This window comes from Halobellus ordinarius, from assembly GCF_031823395.1.
In the GTDB taxonomy this organism is placed as follows: domain Archaea; phylum Halobacteriota; class Halobacteria; order Halobacteriales; family Haloferacaceae; genus Haloquadratum; species Haloquadratum ordinarius.
Genome location: NZ_JAVQKJ010000016.1, coordinates 1 through 18338, shown reverse-complemented (window position 1 = coordinate 18338; position 18338 = coordinate 1). Strand labels below are relative to the sequence as shown.

Annotated in this window: 23 protein-coding genes; 8 read left to right on the top strand and 15 right to left on the bottom strand. The window is 55.0% G+C overall.

The genetic code is table 11. The annotated features are described in order from the left end of the window. Window positions 1-316: 316 nt before the first annotated feature. Together RJT48_RS19105 and RJT48_RS19100 are read right to left on the bottom strand one after the other, a co-directional pair. The gene (locus RJT48_RS19105) at window positions 317-679 is read right to left on the bottom strand and encodes an Ig-like domain-containing protein (RefSeq protein ID WP_311173953.1); all 363 of its coding nucleotides are present in this window, start codon (window positions 677-679) and stop codon (window positions 317-319) included. 466 nt (window positions 680-1145) lie between these two features. Further along, the gene (locus tag RJT48_RS19100) at window positions 1146-2294 is read right to left on the bottom strand and encodes a tyrosine-type recombinase/integrase (protein ID WP_311173952.1); all 1149 of its coding nucleotides are present in this window, start codon (window positions 2292-2294) and stop codon (window positions 1146-1148) included. 315 nt (window positions 2295-2609) lie between these two features. On the opposite strand from RJT48_RS19100, the gene RJT48_RS19095 reads away from it, so the two are divergent. Next, window positions 2610-3677 (top strand): hypothetical protein, encoded by a 1068-nt coding sequence (locus RJT48_RS19095; RefSeq protein ID WP_311173951.1) that lies wholly within the window; start codon window positions 2610-2612, stop codon window positions 3675-3677. A gap of 34 nt (window positions 3678-3711) precedes the next feature. Here RJT48_RS19095 and RJT48_RS19090 read toward each other — a convergent pair whose 3' ends face one another. The 3 genes from RJT48_RS19090 to RJT48_RS19080 form a co-directional block, all read right to left on the bottom strand. Further along, window positions 3712-4353, bottom strand: a complete 642-nt coding sequence (locus RJT48_RS19090; protein WP_311173950.1) for a TraB/GumN family protein — start codon at window positions 4351-4353, stop codon at window positions 3712-3714. A gap of 105 nt (window positions 4354-4458) precedes the next feature. After that, window positions 4459-4884: a hypothetical protein gene (locus RJT48_RS19085; RefSeq protein WP_311173949.1), complete on the bottom strand. Its 426-nt coding sequence runs from the start codon at window positions 4882-4884 to the stop codon at window positions 4459-4461. 291 nt (window positions 4885-5175) lie between these two features. After that, a complete protein-coding gene (locus RJT48_RS19080; protein WP_311173948.1) occupies window positions 5176-5586 on the bottom strand; it encodes a hypothetical protein in 411 nt (136 codons plus the stop codon). A 287-nt stretch (window positions 5587-5873) separates the two neighbouring features. On the opposite strand from RJT48_RS19080, the gene RJT48_RS19075 reads away from it, so the two are divergent. From RJT48_RS19075 to RJT48_RS19065, 3 genes are all read left to right on the top strand, one after another. Next, window positions 5874-7211 (top strand): hypothetical protein, encoded by a 1338-nt coding sequence (locus RJT48_RS19075; RefSeq protein ID WP_311173947.1) that lies wholly within the window; start codon window positions 5874-5876, stop codon window positions 7209-7211. A 578-nt stretch (window positions 7212-7789) separates the two neighbouring features. Beyond that, complete coding sequence (locus RJT48_RS19070; protein WP_311173946.1) at window positions 7790-8059, top strand: AbrB/MazE/SpoVT family DNA-binding domain-containing protein; 270 nt, start codon at window positions 7790-7792, stop codon at window positions 8057-8059. After that, on the top strand, window positions 8059-8484 hold the full coding sequence (locus RJT48_RS19065; RefSeq protein WP_311173945.1) for a type II toxin-antitoxin system VapC family toxin: 426 nt from the start codon (window positions 8059-8061) through the stop codon (window positions 8482-8484). Before RJT48_RS19070 ends, RJT48_RS19065 begins: the two co-directional genes overlap by 1 nt. A gap of 7 nt (window positions 8485-8491) precedes the next feature. On the opposite strand, the gene RJT48_RS19060 is transcribed toward RJT48_RS19065, so the two are convergent. The 6 genes from RJT48_RS19060 to RJT48_RS19035 all read right to left on the bottom strand — a co-directional run bounded on the left by RJT48_RS19060 (window position 8492) and on the right by RJT48_RS19035 (window position 12411). After that, the gene (locus RJT48_RS19060; RefSeq protein WP_311173944.1) at window positions 8492-9400 is read right to left on the bottom strand and encodes an ADP-ribosylglycohydrolase family protein; all 909 of its coding nucleotides are present in this window, start codon (window positions 9398-9400) and stop codon (window positions 8492-8494) included. A 42-nt stretch (window positions 9401-9442) separates the two neighbouring features. Continuing rightward, a complete protein-coding gene (locus RJT48_RS19055) occupies window positions 9443-9712 on the bottom strand; it encodes a DUF8110 family protein (RefSeq protein WP_311173943.1) in 270 nt (89 codons plus the stop codon). A 58-nt stretch (window positions 9713-9770) separates the two neighbouring features. Continuing rightward, the gene (locus RJT48_RS19050; RefSeq protein ID WP_311173942.1) at window positions 9771-10127 is read right to left on the bottom strand and encodes a DUF8165 family protein; all 357 of its coding nucleotides are present in this window, start codon (window positions 10125-10127) and stop codon (window positions 9771-9773) included. Window positions 10128-10347: 220 nt separating this feature from the next. Beyond that, a complete protein-coding gene (locus RJT48_RS19045; RefSeq protein ID WP_311173941.1) occupies window positions 10348-10638 on the bottom strand; it encodes a PadR family transcriptional regulator in 291 nt (96 codons plus the stop codon). Between the two features lie 143 nt (window positions 10639-10781). Continuing rightward, window positions 10782-11294, bottom strand: a complete 513-nt coding sequence (locus tag RJT48_RS19040) for a TspO/MBR family protein (protein ID WP_311173940.1) — start codon at window positions 11292-11294, stop codon at window positions 10782-10784. A 109-nt stretch (window positions 11295-11403) separates the two neighbouring features. After that, the gene (locus tag RJT48_RS19035) at window positions 11404-12411 is read right to left on the bottom strand and encodes a CPBP family intramembrane glutamic endopeptidase (RefSeq protein ID WP_311173939.1); all 1008 of its coding nucleotides are present in this window, start codon (window positions 12409-12411) and stop codon (window positions 11404-11406) included. A 305-nt stretch (window positions 12412-12716) separates the two neighbouring features. Here RJT48_RS19035 and RJT48_RS19030 point away from each other — a divergent pair, with 305 nt between their 5' ends. Then, entirely contained in the window at window positions 12717-13427 is a 711-nt protein-coding gene (locus tag RJT48_RS19030; RefSeq protein ID WP_311173938.1) for a YIP1 family protein, read from the top strand. Between the two features lie 97 nt (window positions 13428-13524). Here the strand turns inward: RJT48_RS19030 and RJT48_RS19025 are convergent, their stop codons facing one another. The 3 genes from RJT48_RS19025 to RJT48_RS19020 all read right to left on the bottom strand — a co-directional run bounded on the left by RJT48_RS19025 (window position 13525) and on the right by RJT48_RS19020 (window position 15179). Beyond that, window positions 13525-14112 carry a hypothetical protein gene (locus tag RJT48_RS19025; RefSeq protein WP_311173937.1) on the bottom strand — a complete coding sequence of 196 codons (588 nt, stop codon included), beginning with the start codon at window positions 14110-14112 and terminating at the stop codon, window positions 13525-13527. A 405-nt stretch (window positions 14113-14517) separates the two neighbouring features. Further along, window positions 14518-14694 carry a DUF7534 family protein gene (locus RJT48_RS20850; protein WP_425604736.1) on the bottom strand — a complete coding sequence of 59 codons (177 nt, stop codon included), beginning with the start codon at window positions 14692-14694 and terminating at the stop codon, window positions 14518-14520. Between the two features lie 179 nt (window positions 14695-14873). Continuing rightward, the gene (locus tag RJT48_RS19020) at window positions 14874-15179 is read right to left on the bottom strand and encodes a DUF8011 family protein (RefSeq protein ID WP_311173936.1); all 306 of its coding nucleotides are present in this window, start codon (window positions 15177-15179) and stop codon (window positions 14874-14876) included. A gap of 362 nt (window positions 15180-15541) precedes the next feature. On the opposite strand from RJT48_RS19020, the gene RJT48_RS19015 reads away from it, so the two are divergent. Together RJT48_RS19015 and RJT48_RS19010 are read left to right on the top strand one after the other, a co-directional pair. Beyond that, entirely contained in the window at window positions 15542-16246 is a 705-nt protein-coding gene (locus RJT48_RS19015) for a YqjF family protein (RefSeq protein ID WP_311173935.1), read from the top strand. After that, complete coding sequence (locus RJT48_RS19010) at window positions 16243-16674, top strand: thiol-disulfide oxidoreductase DCC family protein (RefSeq protein WP_311173934.1); 432 nt, start codon at window positions 16243-16245, stop codon at window positions 16672-16674. The genes RJT48_RS19015 and RJT48_RS19010 overlap by 4 nt, the downstream gene beginning before the upstream one ends. On the opposite strand, the gene RJT48_RS19005 is transcribed toward RJT48_RS19010, so the two are convergent. Continuing rightward, window positions 16671-17102, bottom strand: a complete 432-nt coding sequence (locus RJT48_RS19005; RefSeq protein ID WP_311173933.1) for a hypothetical protein — start codon at window positions 17100-17102, stop codon at window positions 16671-16673. The two genes, RJT48_RS19010 and RJT48_RS19005, sit on opposite strands and share 4 nt — an antisense overlap. 532 nt (window positions 17103-17634) lie before the next feature. Here RJT48_RS19005 and RJT48_RS19000 point away from each other — a divergent pair. Then, a complete protein-coding gene (locus RJT48_RS19000; protein WP_311173932.1) occupies window positions 17635-18015 on the top strand; it encodes a DUF7987 family protein in 381 nt (126 codons plus the stop codon). Window positions 18016-18338: the final 323 nt, after the last annotated feature.

Genomic DNA, 18338 nt, shown 5'->3' with positions numbered 1-18338 from the left:
CAGGTGGGTTTGATACGATGTCTTCAGGTCTCGCAATTCGTTTTAGATATTTGCATCAGACGTCCGTCGTCACTCTTAGCACACCCACTGAGCAGACGCGCAATTGTCTATGAATCAGGACATTTCAAAGCAGCATATCAGCGGTAGAGCGTATGTAGGTGGTGATGTACTGGAAACCTCTACGACGCCAGAAAAGCGGGTGAGAAACAGCGAGTCGAAAACGGCTGCTGGACAGATTGTATTTGAGTGAGTCAGAGAAGAGTGGCCTCACTCGAAATGAGAATCGTTCAGTACAAACCGGCTATGGACTACGAGTTCACGCTGCTCGCGCTCGGTTCAATTCGACTGAGCCGTCGCTGTCGATGAACACATCGAGTTGATTGAACCATTCATCGGATCGAAATTCCCTGGCTAGAACTACATCGCCGTCCAACTGAACCGTTACTCGGTACTGGCCACTCTTCCACGGCATTTGACCGAGTTGGGAGGTCTCCTTACTTGCAACGTCAACCGTGTTTGCCACGGCCAGTTTCTCCCGTTGGATAGTCCAAACCGTGACGGTATGGGAAACATCGTCTTCGTTGACAGCGAGCATCGTAATAGGATCTCCCGGCCTTCCGGTACAGCCACCAAGAGAGAGTATGCTCGTCAAAGCAGCGAGGTACTGGCGTCGGTTCATATTTCGTTGATGAGACGCTCCAATCAAAAACCCAGTCTTGGGACAAACGACTATTTACCGTAAAGGATACTCCTCCATCGGCGGCTCCAGTTTCCCACAATACGAGGGACGCACACTCGATCTACGGGCTGATTCGCTTACGTATTCCGTGAAATAAACTACCGTGAGAAGAGGTCTATCACGCTCTCCAGTGGTATTAGTCGCAAATCCACGATACCTTGAGGTATTTCACACCCCGACAGCGAGGGTGACCGTCCAATCATCGATTCAGATCAAAATCGAAGCGACGATATTCTTTTTATGCAATACGCACCTGTCCTGCGGTTAGTAATCGTAGGATCAGAGAATGGGGTCGGAGGGACTCCAACCAGTCGGTTTTCGACGGCCTGTGCCTTGTTCGTGCCCGATTTCGACACGGGGTGACACGAACTGACGTGGGCCTTTTTACGCTGTTTCTGTCGGTGAATCATTGTGTGGTAGCGGAACTGGTGTCCGGGTTGTCATCATCGTCCTGTTCGGACTGGAGGTGCTCTGTGGACTCCTCGTCATCATCGATCGAGTCTTCGAGTACTCCAGTGTACTTCCGACGACGGTTTTCCATCTTCTCGCGGTCATCAGGCACGTCGTAGTGTCGTCGAATCGTGTCAACGCTCGCGTCAACTCGGTCTGATACGTCTTCGGGGTCGATCCCTTGGTCTAGCTGCCACTGGATCGACCCGGTTCGGATACGGTGGGGCGACCGCGAACTGGGGCACTTGCTGGCGTGATCCCGCTTGCGGTACTCGCACTTCTTCGCGTTCTCACCGTGCGGGCACGCGATCCGGATGCAGGGCTGGGTAGCGATATAGATCGCTCCGCGGATCTTCGCTATGCTTGCTCGACCTTGCCTCGTCGTGAACAGCGGCTCGCGTCCGTTTTCGTCTCGCTTGTCGTTCCGTTCCCGAGCGATGTAGTGGTCAAGGACGTCGGCGACCTCTGGAGAGATCTCGATCGGCTCTTCACTATCGAGTTTGTTCTTGAGGCCCGTTCCCTCATCTGCACGATGATTGAAGTCGAGATATGGGCCGTCAGCGGTATCTTCCTCGTCTGGTTCCCGGGTATAATCGCTCAGATCTAAACCAGCAATGGCCTGCACTCGTCGGCCCGTGAACCACGCAACTTCTGTCACTGCGTGTTGGAACGTTCCGTACCACTTCGCAGAAGTCCGCATAAACCGAATCTGCGGCAGGGCGTCAGTCTTGTCCCATTTCTCTGTATTCACTTCTTGACTACGATCCAGGTCAGGAACAGTAACGGCTGGATGGAGGTACCCGTCGAATGCTCCTTTCTCACCGAGGAATCGCAGAAACTGCTTCAACGTCTGGAGCTTGTTCTTGATCGTGATTGGGCTCCAATCCTCGCGTGCGTGTGCGTAGTCCTCGTACTGTTCGATAGTCCACTCCGTGAGATCACCCACTCGGTCGATGTCGTGTTCGTCACACCACATCAGGAACGGGTCGAGATCTTTCCGATTAGAGTGGATGGTGTTCTCGGTGTGATCGATTTGTCGCTTGTTGATCCAATACTCTCCTGCGGCGGTAGGGTTGAAGTCCCCCGGTTCTTCGGGAAGCTTCACCCTGACCACCTCGAAACCAACTTCTGTGTTGACCGTGTTTGTTTCATTGTTCTGGTTGCAGCTCTGGTTGACGGAAGTCAACTTGCGGCCAGAACCTGTGCGGGTGCAGCACGTTGCCAGACGGATGCACCCACACAGTATTCGTGCTGACCGTGTGATTTGACTCCGTCATTGGTTTGTATCACCTGCTTACTTATAAAAGTTAGCCAAAGTTTGACTCATAGAGTCAAACTACAGGACGAAACGACGGTTACCCCTGTAGAGTTTGATCTGCTGGGGCAAACATTATTTGTCACAGGTCAAGTTATCTGGAGTATGACTGAGCAGTTTGAGCCGAAACGGTTCGAGAAGCCGGTTGAGGATATCTTGCCTGGAGGGGCTCCCGATCTCGACCTGGAACACGCAATTGAGGAATGTGACGATACAGTTGAGGAACTCACATCAGATGTCAGTGGAATTGGCCAGAAAGCAGCGAAGCGCTACTTGCTACGGTTTGAGTACGGTTTTGACACGACTGATATCAGAGAACACTATGGGATTACGAAGTCAACCCTGTCGAAGCAGATCAATCAAGTCCATCGCAAGATCCTCAACCACCCCATACTAGCCAGGGCCATCGGTCAGCTAAGAACGGAGCGAACAGGACTAACTCGTCCAGAATCAGAAGATAGAGTACTGTGGGAGGGAGAGTTGAGTCTCCACTCGAACCCAATTTACACTGTAATCAACTATCTTCACGGCGACGTCACAACCCCATACTCGTGGCAAGTAGACTTGCGGGCTGATTTCGCGTTGGAGGATAAAACCCGTCGCTTACGATGCAGCTATCTTGTCGACGAGGAATACGGAGTGCTGATTAAACGAATTCTGAAGGGCCTCTCGGAAGAAGATGCTAGTGGTCATCGATACGAGAGACTCCGGACTTGCCACGTGTATCCACTGCCACACCCTGAAGTAGTCGGTGCTGACGGATCATTATTAGACGGACTTGCAGCTCACGTGAGCTATGACATCAAGCGCGTTTTTGAGGATCCTGCGTGGAACTCGATTGAAAAACTGATAAACATCGTTGACACAGAGGATTCAATTCCTCGTCCCTTACCTGAATTTGCGCTTCCTGAGAAGGTAATTGGAGAACAGACAAGTAGCACTCAAATCCGACAATACACCGCAGAAGTTCACCGACGCAACAATTTCGAACATATTCTGCGTGTGTACCCGTTCACGCGGATCGAAAACATTCCATTACAAACACTAGACCTTCTGTGGGACGGCTCATTGGCGGGAGAGGATGACTACTTAGAGACCATCCTTCGGACGTCGGATCCCCATTACCATCCTGGCCCAACCCGGACTACCTGGTCTCTTGAACTGACAAATTAGGGTAGCATCAAGAAGGATGCAGATGCTATAGTAATCAGGCGCGGGAATGGGGAGAATCCCGAGAGAACAATCGGTAGTGTGCAATCGGGGGCGATGTGACCTTGGCTGGTGGGATCTGGCCATTGTGAAGTAAGCCCAAGACTCCGGTAAGGTGTTGTACACCGACTGCAGCGACGACGGTGTCGATGTCATTGTGATCAGCGAGCGCCTGCAAATATCCCGCCATTTCGACGTCACGGCTCCCAATAACGGCCTCGTACGCCTCCGGAGCACGGTCACGGGTTTCCCTGCGCCATTCACGGATCGTGGGCAAATCCAACTCGTAGTACGCCGCAAGCGTTAGTTCCTCGTTCGGATCAAGTATCCCGAGATCGGTGAAGATCTCGGTGTCGAGTCGCTCAAAGTCGATATCTGTATCGTACCCTCCTGCACCGATGCCAGCGAGGCAAAGGTCATAATCGTGTGCTGTCGCGTACGCTGCGGCTTCTAGCTCGTCACGTGGCGGCCACGCTGCGTCCCTCTGATCTGGGTGGTACTGACCGATCGCGTCGGCAGTCGCTTCAATCGCTACGACGTCCGGGTCATATCGCGTGATCGCGCCGGAGACACGAGTGATTGCTGTCGGCGTCTTATGCAGCACACCAAGTACGTGCACCTCATCAACCCGACCAGCCATATCGAGGTCAGTAACACCAGTCGATTGAATCGATCTATCTGTCATAACGTATCAAATTACTATCGTACAAACCATCTGGTATTCGAGACTGAAGCAGTCGGTCTATCAGTCTATGTCAGCGTCATCCTTCAGCGGAACATTGTCTAACCGATCTGCCACTCGCTTCGGGATTGATGGGATTCGCAGGTCCTCGGGATCTACTTCATCATCGTATTTCCATCCATCTACATTATTGACGACCTCTTCAGCGTGTTCTTCACATAACACAACTGACCCGACCGAAGCGAGTATCATCTCTGTCGGGTGTCCGTTGGCTCCGATGAAGTCTGCGTTGAGTGGTGAGTCCACTGCTTCCTCATAGTCGTACTCTAAGTGCATATCGGAATTCGATAGCGTGACGACGGCGTCAGCTTTCTTCCCACAGCGAGACGTGATGTTTGGCGGTTCAGAATAGGTATTCACGCTTTGTTGCTTATACTCGCACATTATGTGTATCGGAACATATTTTATTGTCATACCGACCACTTCCACCTATAGTACCCAATAACAAAAAGTTTTATAAAATTATGGCTAAAAAATTGAAAACATAAAGTCTATCTGGGGAAAAATAATTCCAAAATTTATGTTCTAAAAACTCTCCTCAACCCCTGAGGGGCCCGATGACCTCGATTCACTGTCCGAATCAAATCGAACTGTGGCTCACTTTTAGTCTGAAGAACATTCATATCGAGTATCTCCACCGACGGAAGTGGCAACGGGTAGTCCTCACGCATCGTTCACTGATACGGTCCCTACTCTATCACGCGGTCGTTGTTCTCAACATTATCCATCATCGGGCAATTCATCCGACCAATCTACAACTGACGCCGGGAATGATGGAATACGAATGTCCTCAGGGTCTACCTCGTTTACAGATTTCCACTTGTGTAATCGATCGAGTACTTCTTCAGCGTGTTCGTCACATAAGACGACCGCTGCGGCCGGGTCGCGCAGCATTCCACCTCCCCCCGAATCGGGTCCAAGGAAGTACGCATTGAGCGGTGAGTCTACTGCTTCCTCATAATCGAGATTTTCATACTTTTCCGGATTCGCTAGCTTGACAACAACGTCAGCTTCATCGCCACAGTAGGGCGTGACGTTTAGCGATTCCGCATAGATATTCGCACCTTTTTCCTTGTACTCACACAGCACCTTGTCCGAAATGCTTTCACTTGACATACCAAGCAATTTCATCTATGCACTGATATAACAAAAGATTTTATAAAATTTGGAGTGAAAATTTAAAACATAAACAATCTTCCGGGGAAAAATAATTCCAAAATTATTGTTTCAAAAACTATCCTCAACCGCTAACGGCCGTGTTCGCCTACCACAGTAGGAAAAGACCATTGGAAAACTGTGATGGTACCGCGGCACTGAGTTTTCAACAGCGTGTGTTGAGGACTCTTGCGCTGGCGATTCACCAACGGTACCGATCTTTGCTCACTGAGTTTTATACGTAACTGGTCGTAACAGTACATATGTCGGTCGGCCCTCCGTTCGACGAATCAAACGAATCGACAGACCGCTCCCAAACGTGGGAGAATTGGCGTGAGGACACACGCCGACTTGACTACGACGGGCGAGACATTCGAGTCCTGTGGGAAGCGGAACGTGTTGATCGAAAAGACGGTGTGTACCATTCACCAGCTGATTTCGGTGACTTCGATCCCAAACCATCGGATCCAGATTCGTCCGTCTGGCCGCTCAAAGAGCTTGATCCAGGCTATCCAGCACCGGTTGATGAGTTGATCCTCTGGAGTGGGACGTTTCCGGAGCCACACGTCGCGTGGGTAACTGAAGAGTACCTTCAAGCTCGGTACGGTGCCTACGATCCTATGCGGCAAGAAGTCGATGTCGAGGTGTTGCCGCTCTATCTCCGACCAGACGGGTGGGAGGAAGGGGATACCGTCGAGATCGTCGCCACGAACGAGACAGCCCCATCGATGTCGCTCACCGACGACCGGCTTGAAGCACTTCGCCGGATCGGCGAGTTGTGGAACGGCAACGAAGTCCGCGGCCATCACCTCCTTGTAGACAAATGCCCCTCGTGGGAGGACGTACTCGGTGACCTTGATCAAGAAGAGTTGAAACGCTTAGTTATTGACCCGAATGTTGACGTTGAGTTCGCCGAGGCCTTCAGCGAACACGACTGGTACGAACAGCGTGAAGCCGTCTATACCAAGCCGCAGCGAATCCTCCGAAAGAAAGTATGGTGGGCTCCAACACAGCGGGGACGCACGCTCATCACCAACACCGACGAGCTTCCGAATCTGATCGGTGATTCCCTCGAAAGCCTTCGACATCGCGTCACCGTGGGTCTGACCGCATTACGCGAAATCTTTGATGGCAAGACTGTAATGACATACAAGAACATTGGGAGTTTCAATTGGGTGCCTGTTTCTCGTAGGTATAATGTGGATGTATTCAGCTACAAGTACCCATCCCCGGAAGCAGCGTATGCCGGTGAAGTCATCACTGGCCACCATAATTACCAACTACACGAGGAGACCTATCAGAAACTCGCCGCCCTCAACAGAACAGGTATCACTCCGTACGTAATATTTGACTCACGGGACACTGCCTATCGAGTGTTCAATTACTGGCACCGCAATAACAACTGCTCGCTTCCGCTCGGGACGTTCGACTCAGACGCCGCAATTAGCTGGGGACGACAGAAAATCCAGGAAGCGTATGAAGACGACACGGTGTACTGGGCTGTCGCCGACTGGTCCACCACCGACCGGGTCTGGCGAAGTACACTTGGCCCGGATGGCCCGGACATCTCACGATCCGACGTAGTATCATATAACTGGTAGCTTCTCTTTCCACACGTTCCACGAGATCGCCCCCGAATGGGGGACATAGTATGTATTATACTGGTGGTAATTCGCCCCCCTGTTACTCCAGATTCCACGTATCTCACCCCTTTCCACAGTTGGTTTGAGCTGCGGAACGCTCTTATCCCGCGAAAAATGTCGTCTGGAACTGACATATTCTACTCGCAGTAATTCTATCAAATGCTTAGTGCAATCCGCATCCGCTTAGTGGCGGTGATTTTATCACCTGCACAATGTACTTGCCGTTCGCTGAGCCACGGAGTAATTCTACCATCCGCTGAGTGCGTCGCCCGTCCGCTTAATGTGTCAACCGCCCGTGCGGTGACGGACCGATTCTATAGGCGGATCAAGCCGAGTGCCTCGGGCCTTGACCCCGAGGCGGTTCACCAGATGAGATGGACCACCTTCACACGGTCAAATCTCGTTATTCCGCTTTCCAGCGAACTCAGTTATGCGATGGATGTGCTGCCCCAATATCCACGTTTCACCTAATTCAAGGCGGAGGCCCATCCGCAAGTAGCGCAACTTGTATAATACAACGAGGCGTACTGGTTCCTATGGCAACTGAAGAAGGGTACGAAGAAACTCAAGTTAGCGATCGGGGAATGGTCACCATCCCGGCAAATCTCCGGCGACGACTCGACATAGAACCGGGAGACAAGATTCGATGGACTACCGATGATGCGGGACACCTCTCGGTAGAGGTCGTCAAACAACGCTACGGTGCGTTCGATGACTTTGAAGGTGCTCCGATGGGGGGCGACGGTCTCGAAACCCACGATCGAGCGGGGTACGAAGAAGATCCGGCGTTCTCGGAGAACGCCTGATGCCAGTCGCAGTCGTCGACACTAACATTCTCATCGGACGTGCGGACACAGATGATACTCACCACGAGGTTGCAACGGAGATCGTCCACGGAATGGATCACGGCGTACTCCCGACAGGACGCGTGACCAACTACGTTGCTCTGGAAACACTGAACTGGATCAGCGATCGAAAGTACCACGAGAAGGCCGTAGAGACGTACGATCGACTGAAACAGTCTGCCGGCTTCGAAGTACTACACGCAGCTCAGAAGGACTTCACAAATGCGGTAGAGCTCTTCCGATCCTACGAGATCTCTTTCGGCGATGCTACCATCGCCGCGTATATGCAACGAGAAGGTATCGAATATCTCTACTCGTTCGACGATGACTTCGACGGCCTTGATTGGGTTACGCGGCTGGACACTGCTGACAACCCATTCAGCTGATTGATATTCACCCCACTGTTGTGAGTTCCTCCGCTAGTGATTCGAGTTCGGCAGCCTCGTCGAGAGCCGCTACCCATTGAGCCGGAAGCTGTGACGCGCCGAACCGCGCCCCGGCGACGGCGCCCGCAATCGCGCCAATCGTATCGGTATCACCCCCACGATTCACCGCAGTGACGATCGCATCCTCGGCAGTCTCGGCACGGAGCCCATCGTGGAGCGCCGTCTGCAGCGAATGCACGACGTACCCTGACGTCTCCAACGTCGCAGGCGCGTCGTCACGAACGAGTGGTTCGAGCGCCGTCACGAGTTCAGCAGGCGCGTCCGATCCCACGTACTCAAGGGCCTCCTGTAGCGGCGTATCCGCGTCGTCAAGCAGGCCAGCCACGGTGAGGTTCAACAGCGCACAGCCTTCCGTACACCGCGGGTCAGCGTGCGTGATCTGCGAGGACTGCCGACTCACCTCCGTTAGGTGGTCCCAGTCACTCGCGTACGGGATAGCGAGCGGTGGGCATCGCATCACACTCCCGTTCCCGGCGTTCTGCCCTTCTCGGCTCTGCTCCCAGACGTGCTGGCCTGCCTCGTGCCACGTGTCCCCGTGTTTGAGGCGGCTGAGCGACCGCATCGTCATCCGACCGATATCGAACGGCCCGCTGTCGTACCACGCGACGAACCGCGCAGCGATGTCCGCCGGGTCGAACGCTTGTCGCTCAACGAGACTACGAGCGATACACAGCGCTTGGTCGGTGTCGTCCGTGATCGTCCCGGCAGGCTGGTTCCACGTTCCGTGTCCCACCATTTCGTCGAGCCGTCCGTGTGCCGCGCTGATCTCCGACGCAGAGTTGAACTCGACCGGTCGGCCAAGCGCATCCCCGCACGCGAGCCCAAGGATGACACCACGCGCTCGATCCGGATCCATACGTCAGCAACAACCACCGCTAAGAAAAAAGCCGGGCCACACTCACTCGTCAGGCTTCGTTCCGGTCCGGAGGTTCTCCCGGTACGCAGCCCACGCCTGATACATCTCCACGCGTTCCGCCTCCGTCATCGTATCGTGCTCATCCGGATCGAAGAACGGAAGTTCGTCCTTCTCGGGTATCCTCATCACCCGCCCGAGCGGGTAGAGTTGCTCGTAGTAGTGTTCGAGCACCCACTCTTCGCCGTGCTCCTCAACGGCCTGCTGAATGTACGGGGCGGCCTCCGGATACTCGTCAGCGAGTGTATCAGTCATTACTCATTAGGGGTGGTGTGCCGCTGGGGGTGTGGTCCGTGCGTCCATAGGTCGGAGGTCAAACCGTCGTGAATTCAGTGAGCGAATGGTTCGGACTGTCGCTGTTCCACTTGCCGATCTGGATGAGCTCGAACGCTTCTAGGGAACCGCCGATCTCATCAGCGAGTCGGGTCTGAACTGCCGTGGAGAGACTCCCAATAGGGATGGCGGTGAGTGCGTGCTGCGTGACGGCGTAACTGGTTGCGAGGCTCGTCGGGGCGACGACGATGACGTTCGACCCGTCAACTTCGTGAAGCGCGAGTTGCGCGTCTCGATACTGGTGGACAGTCGCATCCAGTTCGTCAACAGGAAAGAGGAAGCCAGCATCACCGTATTTGATACTCGCCCCTGCCGACTCAAAATGCCCTTTGAGCATAACTATCTTCAAATATATGCTTTAGAGGCATTAATATTGTGGTGGATTGGGGTACGATTCGGTCCCTGTAGGGCATATTACCTAGGCTGAGTCTCCGTACGGTCCCAACTACTGATCGGACCCATAATCTCCACACCTGCGGTACGACCGAACTACAACAGACTCTGGCGAACCTTCCACCACGACCCCGCAGGAGAGCCGGACATCGAATGTACGAGGATCACTCAACGATGTTCTCTCCGTTGAGGTAGGTATTTTCCCACTCTCGACGAGCGGCGATTTCCCGACGGCCACGGCGCGTGATCTCGTAGGAATTGGTTCGACGGTCAATCTCGCCTTTCTCAACGAGGCCTTTGTCGACTAAGGTATCGAGATTCGGGTAGAGACGACCGTGATGGATTTCTCCTTCGTAGTATTCCTCTAGTTCTGCTTTGATAGCCAGTCCCTTTGGTTCATCCAACCCTACAATAGCGTACAAACAATCCCGTTGGAACTTTGTGAGGTCGTACATCGTGTCGTCCCCACACTACTGAGATTATCCAAATAAATGTGGGCTGTCGAACCACCGGCGGTTTAACGGGAGAGTCTCACATTGTGTAAGCAACCGATGAGGAGGCTTGCGGACGCAGCCACGGTGTGTACTACCAACAGAGATCAGTTCAACACCCAGAATCGGTAATTAAGATACGTGGCAAAAGAGACCCACAGGAGGTATGGAACGAGGAGTAGAGCTGCACGCCGATCAACACGGTTGAACGTCCACATTGTGGCGACGATGAGCAGCCAGAGCGCGCAGATGACGGCGAGGCCAAGCCCGATCTCTTGCCGTCCGAAAAAGACGCCTGACCAGCCGAGATTGAACGCGAAGTGGAGTGTAAAAACGCCGACTGCGACCCGGACCGCAGCCGGTGACTCACCCGCCTGTCGCCAGACCAGCCACAGCGCAACGCCGATGAGCCCGAACAGGATCGTCCACACAGGGCCGAACACCCAGTTCGGTGGCGCAAGCATTGGACGCTGCAGCGTCCCGTACCACTCCCCAAGCCCCTGGGCGGTAAGGAGCGCGCCAGACGCGCCCACCACTTCAACGGTGAGGACAGCAAGTCCAAGCGCGAGCAGTGGACGCGTCCGAGCGAGGTTGCGTGTCTTGGTTTTGACGGAGGGCATACAGTTCGATTCAGTGTACAGTCACAAAGACGTGTGCCTATGCCCTTGACGCAGTGAGTTTGCGCTCTGATACGTCGTGAGTTGGTGAATCTCTCAGGCTGAACAGGACTCACTCCTCGGAGGTGTTCGTTGCAGCCTCCCACCGAAGTGTTGGCCGCCCTAGACCGGGGACGACGTGAAGCTCACCACGTACAGTACGGTACCACGCTACTACCAGTGCGATCCCAAGCACGGCACCTACAAGTCGAACGATAACGGCCTCAAGCGGGAGAAAAATCGATTCTTGGATGGTCCTGCTGCTCGTTATCCGGAGGAGACTTGCCGGTTGGGCGTTCGTCCCGACGAGTACCCCGGCGAAGTTGGCCCCGAAATGAATCCCGATCGGCACGGACAGATCACCACTCACAACGTATCCGAGGCCGAGCAGGATGGACATCCCGGCCATCATAACTCCGAAGACCGGGCCTTTCCCCGCGGCGTGTGTCACATAAAACACTCCAGCGGCTGTGAGTACGCCGATACCGGCAGCGACCCACGTCGGAATCTGTCGAACCCCATCGAACCCTTCGGTAATGTTGGTAATGAGGTATCCTCGGACGAACAGTTCCTCCGGAATCACGAATAGCAACTGGAAGACAGCCCCACCAACTGCGAGTAAAACCCACCAGAGTCCCTGATGCGTTGTCACGACGTCGGTAAACTCGTAATACCCGGTTGAGAGGCCGACACCGACTGAGAGAAGCGTGATACCGGCACCGAGTGCGGTCCCGCCACCGAGCCCGCGCCACCACCCCTGATCCACGTGGAAGCCCAAATCGGTGAGTCGCCGTCGATCGATCAGGACTGCAGCGACGACGACAGCGAGAGTGAGTCCCACAGCGTTCGGGAGCTGTCGAGTAATCATATTGACGGTCTGGATGAGCGGCCCGTCACCGGGGATGAGCGACGGACGGAACTGGTTTCCCGCCCCTGCCAGTATGAGGAACAACACGAACCCAGCGGTGAGACGAACGGGGAACCGGGGCCGGTGATCAGATTCGTTCCAAACGAGCCGGAACGGACGCCGCAACTGATGGCTCCGGTCGAACAGGACTGTGTGGATGGAGGGCTTCCACATACCGCCACACGGTCGGCGTCCTCAATAAATTCTGCCGCTGCTGACCGGTTTGTCAGTCGGATTCCGGTGGGTGATCGAGACAGTACGGGTCGTCGATACCTGTGACTCACCTGCTGCCTGCCGTAGTGTCGAGACAGCTTCCTACTGCACAGAGCGCTTCCTGATGAGGTGGTGCTCGTCTCTGACACACGCCAACGTCACGACATTTTGAAAGATTCGTCGTCGAGCGACCAGCCGATCTCGTCGTCACCAGGTCGAAGCCTCTTCCGAGACGTTTTTCGCAGCGTCGATTCCAATCTATCGCTATGCCGCCCTCCACGCCCCTCCTTCGACCGGATCGGTTCTTCGCTGAACGGGACACCGCCGCCGGACGCATTCTCCTCGTTTTCTGTCTCCTTGTCTTCTCACTCCCGTTGGGAATCTGGGGCGTCGGGCAGGTACTCAAACTCCGGATTGACGGCACAGTACTGGTTGAGAACCCGAACCGACCGTCCGAGAGTTTCTGCGAGGGAGCTCCAGCATCGATTGACGTCGGCTGTGACGCCCCAGCACAGATCGAACAAAATATTGACACTGTCCTCTCCGAGGTGATCGGCCAACTCATCGGCCCGGCACTCCTCGGGACGTTCATCGTGATCGTCGTCGTCGGTGGGTTACTCCATGTCGGCTCGTGGGTTCTCGGCGGTGAGAACGGCGCGGCGGCCACGTTCGCCGTTGCGCTTTGGGGACTCGTCCCCTCGGTGGTCAGTCTGCTCGTCGGTCTCGGCCTCCTCTTCGTCCTCGTCGACCCGATGACAGTGACGCCAGCAAGCGATCCCGCGGTGGTGACAGCCCAGCTGCAAACGGATCTCACACCGCTTCAGCGATGGAGTCCGCTCATCACGGGGATCACGACGCTGTGGAGCGCGATCATTTGGCGATTCGGTCTCCAACACAAGCGAGGCTTGTCGTCAAGTGCAGCGACCGGTGTCGCCGGGAGTGTTGCAGTGCTCCTATGGATAGGGTCGTTCGTGTAGGCCAGCGCTCCCACAACCCGATCAGGACAGCATTCCTAACTGCTGTTTCAGTCCGAAATATATCGAGCCAAGGATTTCAACAGAGCAATTGCGTCCACTACAGCACGCCGAGGAGAACAACTCCAAGGAGTATCCCTGTGAAACTAACGAGCAGTCCGACAATTGAGGATTTCGCCATACGGAAGACTGTGTTTCCCGGTGGGCGGTCCGAGACAACGAGGGGATCGATCCCCGTGGCATCCTCAGTACTGCGTCCAACGACTGTCACACTGTCACCGGGTTCAGCCCGCTGTTCGCTGTATCGACGGGATCCGAGGGCGAGGAATCGGAACAGCGGCTGGAGCACTGCCGGTGGATCACGCCACACCGTCGTTTCGGGAATGACATCGTGCTCCCGTTCGAACGTCTGGATGTGTTCCAGCGGCGCCTCGTCAACCCGATTCGTTGCGATGATGCGTTTCGTGAGTGTGACTGTGCGCGCCGGTTTGATGATGGGAATCGACCCTGTCCCCGTTTCGACAGCGAATTCAACAGCACCAGTCGCTTCGTGAATCGTCACGTACCACGGAATCGGATTCAGAAGGTTGAGCCGCCGTTCCTCAATTTGATAGCGGAGTGCGACGCATTTCGTGTCACTGAACGGCGCTACGAGAGCGTCATCGTGGTGGGCAACTGTTCCTGACACTCGGACAAGAGCCCCAGCCACCGAGTCGCCCGTATCCGATATCTCGGTGGCACGGTACACACTCGATGCTCGCCATACATATCGTGCACTCACAGCGAAGACAACGATCCCGACAAGAAGCATCGCACCGCCAAAGAGCGTCCTTATAGAGGGCTGGAATGGAGGGCTAGCCATTATTTGAGAGTTGGATGGACTTCTGGGTTATCAGGTTACTCCCTGAGATATCCGAATTACTGAGCAGATGTATGCTACAACCCCCTGGTCTCCCGAACAGGATTCCTCTTGTGGAGGCCGCTTTTGGTTGTTCACGAAGACGGAACCGAGTAATCTGTCTCCATATGCACTCTGCCGTCAGCCACGACGATGAACCGGCTGAGTGATCAGGACAGCGGGGACGTGTATCGGTTAGTGACGTTTGTACGCCAACCAATACGAGAGTGGGAGTGTCACGGTGAGGACCACGACCGTCCCGATAACCTGGCTGTACACATCCGGGGGCGATACCTGCGCAGCGATAGCGAATCCGAGAATGATCAGTAGTGATTCGTAGATGATGAACCGGGAACGGCGTGACACACTCATCTTAATGCTGTGTGTATTCTCGTGCCTGATCTCATTAGCGCCTTGCACCTCTCTGGCCGGTTGGTTCAGACAAGAATACGCCTGTGGAATCGGATTCCAACACGGTCCGTGGAATCTTGTTCACTATTCTTTCACAGCCACTGGTACTGTGTCTGGCGAACGAGGGCCCTACTGTACAGTTACGGTGGCAGCAGGAGCGTGACCCACCACGCGAGAAATGCTCCTACTGTGGCGACCCGTAGGACGGCTGCTCGACGCTGCTGGTCAACCGGGAGTAATTCGGCTCCGCCCATCAGAACAAACGCCACCCCTAACAGGACGTACTCCGGATTGACGCTGAATACCGTCCCTTGCGCATCATCTACAAGGATTCCTGCGATACTGATCACAACTATCGAGACACCGAATCCAACCAGTATCCAATCGAACCTCCCGTTACGAGGTTCCCTGAAGAACGCCGTCTGGATTCTCTGATGGAGGGCCATACGCAACTGATTGATCAATTTCACGTAAATACGTTCGGTGAGATCAGTTTCTGACCACACTCGACCACCAGTTGCTGAGAAGCACGGGTCGCACCGATAACGCGAGGAACGTACTCGATGGTCAAGAACCGTAGATCCCATCGTTCGTGCTCCGAAGAATCCTGTGTTCGGTCCCAGACGCCGTCGTCAGTCTTGTCGGCGCCGTTGGCTTCGCGTTCGTGTTTCCCTGCTGGATCTCGCTTCCCCTTGGCATCCTCGTTGGGATGCTCTACGATCGCCTCCACTCACCTGACGAGTGACTTCCCGCGGTACTGACCGCGTGTACCGTGAGGACCTTCTGTCGGTGAGCCTAACGACCCGGTATGGTTGTCCCGCTGGAGATGGGCTGGCGCCACTTGTTGTTCGAGAACTGGCCCATCGATCCGGAGTTGATGGATGCTCATCTCCCCGCGTCGCTCACCCCAGACTGCCACGACGGGCACGCGTGGCTCTCAGTAATCCCGTTCACGAACGTCGCTGTTCGACCAAAGGGAGTCCCGCGCCCGCTCGGCGTGCGGCTCCCCGAGATTAACGTCCGGACGTACGTTACTCGTGACGGCGTGCCGAGCGTCTACTTCTTCAGCCTGGACGCGCAGGGACTCGCCAGCGTCACCGGTGCTCGCCTGTTCCATCACCTGCCGTACTACTACGCCCGGATCGCACTGGAACGGAGCGATGATCGCGTCCGGTTCGAGAGTCGTCGGCGCCATCCCGGTGCCCGTCCCGGCTGCTACGAGGCGACCTACTGGCCGACCGGCGAACCGTTCGACGCACCGACTGGGCCACTAGCAGAGTTTCTCGTCGAGCGCTATCGCTTCTACACCGAAGCGCCCGATGGCTCGATCCGCTACACTAATGTCGACCACGACACGTGGACGCTGTATCCGGCTGACGCGACCGTCGACACTGATACGCTGTTGCGGGCCGACGGCTTCGCCCGCCCAAACACAGAGCCAGTGTACTACTACAGCCCAGGGCTGGACGTCGTCGCGTCTCGGAGTAAACGGCTGCGAGAGGACACAGAATGACCGCTGAGACAGAAGCCGAGACGGGGGTCGCGTCGGACGAGGCGGTTGTGCTCTTCGACGGGGTTTGTAACCTCTGTAACGGGCTCGTATCCTTTCTAATCCGCCGAGATTCCGACAGGCGACTCCAGTTCGCCGCGCTACAGTCCGACGCGGGACAGGAACTGCTAACCCGGCACGGCCTTCCGACGGAGGGATTTGACTCGGTCGTTCTCGTTGAAGAAGGGCAATTGTATACGAAATCAGACGCCGCACTCCGCGTTGCGGAACTCCTTGGGTGGCCGTATCGCGCGGCACGTGTCGGTCGGTGTATTCCACGCGGCCTCCGAGATTCCCTGTATGACATCGTCGCCGACAACCGCTACGAGTGGTTCGGACGGAAAGACCAGTGTATGGTCCCCCACGAGGACGTTAGCGACCGATTTCTCTAACCCACAGCGACCGCAAAATGAAACACGCCGATGAGCGTAAACCCTGCTGCGACCACCCAATCACCCGGTCGGGAACCCATATGACGTTGTGTCGCCGCACGGAGAAACCACCAGCCAGCGATCCACACGAGCAGGTACGGCGCGAACCACGCCCCAAGCCAGGGCGACGCAAGTAGATCAACAATTCCGATCGAAACCAGGATGTAGCTGACAGCGTGGTTCATAATCTGCGCGATCCCGCGGACATCCAACCGCTTCGTTTGATATGTAACGACGAGCAGATCAAGCGGACGCAACGAGTCGCCCTCGGCTGGTATCGCGCCATCGAAATCTAGGAGCCACGGCATAGCGAAGTGAACGATCCCCAGAACCACGGTGAACGTCCCGCAGATGAAGAACCCAGCTGTAAGCACGAGGTCGGAGCCCATCAGTGGATAGATGTTCATCCGGAGGGGTATTGGAAGTGGGGATCCCACTGACGTGCCACCCGGGACTGACCAGTAGTGTCGATGTCGAGACTTGGAACGTATCAGTCCTGCCGCTGTACAAGGCTCAAATGGATGAGTAATCCAACAATCCCTAAGAACCCCAAAACAAGGCCACGGAGCCGTGGGTTCGGCAATTGTCGCTTCTCCGAATCAGCGTACACATAGTACCCAACGGTGGGCCAAAAGATGAGCAAATAAAGACCCAGACGGATGAGCAGTCCGTTGTATGCGGTTGCTAAACTCATCACCCATCCACCGCTGTTTCACCCGGACGCATAGCTTGATTGTCGATTTGTGATGACAAAGAAGTTCCGCGGACCAGATTCCGAAGCCCGTGAGCGGTTCACAATAGGAACTCCACGACAGATTCAGTACAGGACAGAGAGTACATCAACCGGATCGTTCGGCTCGGCGTCACTAGAAGACCCAAAATTCACACGCACTATTTATGAGCCCTCTGTGAGTTTGCATTATGGTCCCTTCCGAGAACGTAGACACCGACCAATATTTCGGTGGACGAAGAGGTGTCGTCGCGCTCGCCGTTGCGTACGTAGCAGTTGGACTCGGGTTGTTCTCCAGTCTCGCTACCGAATCGATCACCCTTTTCAGCGGCGTTCTTGTCGCTATCGTCGGTTTGGTTGGACTATCACTGTATATCCTCTACAGACGGGAAGGGTTAGTCACAGCCGAGAATAAACTCATTAGCATCTTCGTTCTAGTCGCAACAGGACTCCTGTTTGGACTCTTTGAATTCACCGACCTACCGGTAGAGATCGTCTATGGAATCGTATTCGGGGTCGGTGTCGTGCTCCCTGGGTTACTCCTCCAGTACACTGACTACGAGAGTGACTGATCGCATTGATGAGTCTATCGCACGTTTATCGATCACCTCTTACACTCAAACTATGCTTGTCGAATCGTTCAGTACGGAGGATGAACTCGGTTTCACGAGTCTTCTGTGAGCGATCTGTTCGAGACTAACCGCTATACAAACGCACGAAAATGGAGCCGTGACCGAAAAATCGTAGGAACGCCGATACCTATCTTGGAGATAATGTGCCTTGTTGAACGCAAGACAACGACGGGGTAGGGTCGATTGTTTGTAGTCTCACGCCATCAGAGGCAGGTATGTGGAGTCAGAAGATGCAGTAGCCGTCACTCACGGTGGTTGTCGAA

Coding starts and splice junctions, on each gene's coding strand:
- RJT48_RS19010 (WP_311173934.1), top strand. CDS start 16,243: ATGACCGCTGAGACAGAAGCCGAGACGGGGGTCGCGTCGGACGAGGCG.
- RJT48_RS19065 (WP_311173945.1), top strand. CDS start 8,059: ATGCCAGTCGCAGTCGTCGACACTAACATTCTCATCGGACGTGCGGAC.
- RJT48_RS19080 (WP_311173948.1), bottom strand. CDS start 5,586: ATGAAATTGCTTGGTATGTCAAGTGAAAGCATTTCGGACAAGGTGCTG.
- RJT48_RS19020 (WP_311173936.1), bottom strand. CDS start 15,179: ATGGCCCTCCATCAGAGAATCCAGACGGCGTTCTTCAGGGAACCTCGT.
- RJT48_RS19095 (WP_311173951.1), top strand. CDS start 2,610: ATGACTGAGCAGTTTGAGCCGAAACGGTTCGAGAAGCCGGTTGAGGAT.
- RJT48_RS19005 (WP_311173933.1), bottom strand. CDS start 17,102: ATGGGCTCCGACCTCGTGCTTACAGCTGGGTTCTTCATCTGCGGGACG.
- RJT48_RS19105 (WP_311173953.1), bottom strand. CDS start 679: ATGAACCGACGCCAGTACCTCGCTGCTTTGACGAGCATACTCTCTCTT.
- RJT48_RS19040 (WP_311173940.1), bottom strand. CDS start 11,294: ATGCCCTCCGTCAAAACCAAGACACGCAACCTCGCTCGGACGCGTCCA.
- RJT48_RS19075 (WP_311173947.1), top strand. CDS start 5,874: ATGTCGGTCGGCCCTCCGTTCGACGAATCAAACGAATCGACAGACCGC.
- RJT48_RS19035 (WP_311173939.1), bottom strand. CDS start 12,411: ATGTGGAAGCCCTCCATCCACACAGTCCTGTTCGACCGGAGCCATCAG.
- RJT48_RS20850 (WP_425604736.1), bottom strand. CDS start 14,694: ATGAGTGTGTCACGCCGTTCCCGGTTCATCATCTACGAATCACTACTG.
- RJT48_RS19030 (WP_311173938.1), top strand. CDS start 12,717: ATGCCGCCCTCCACGCCCCTCCTTCGACCGGATCGGTTCTTCGCTGAA.
- RJT48_RS19060 (WP_311173944.1), bottom strand. CDS start 9,400: ATGGATCCGGATCGAGCGCGTGGTGTCATCCTTGGGCTCGCGTGCGGG.
- RJT48_RS19050 (WP_311173942.1), bottom strand. CDS start 10,127: ATGCTCAAAGGGCATTTTGAGTCGGCAGGGGCGAGTATCAAATACGGT.
- RJT48_RS19000 (WP_311173932.1), top strand. CDS start 17,635: ATGGTCCCTTCCGAGAACGTAGACACCGACCAATATTTCGGTGGACGA.
- RJT48_RS19045 (WP_311173941.1), bottom strand. CDS start 10,638: ATGTACGACCTCACAAAGTTCCAACGGGATTGTTTGTACGCTATTGTA.
- RJT48_RS19055 (WP_311173943.1), bottom strand. CDS start 9,712: ATGACTGATACACTCGCTGACGAGTATCCGGAGGCCGCCCCGTACATT.
- RJT48_RS19090 (WP_311173950.1), bottom strand. CDS start 4,353: ATGGCTGGTCGGGTTGATGAGGTGCACGTACTTGGTGTGCTGCATAAG.
- RJT48_RS19070 (WP_311173946.1), top strand. CDS start 7,790: ATGGCAACTGAAGAAGGGTACGAAGAAACTCAAGTTAGCGATCGGGGA.
- RJT48_RS19015 (WP_311173935.1), top strand. CDS start 15,542: ATGGTTGTCCCGCTGGAGATGGGCTGGCGCCACTTGTTGTTCGAGAAC.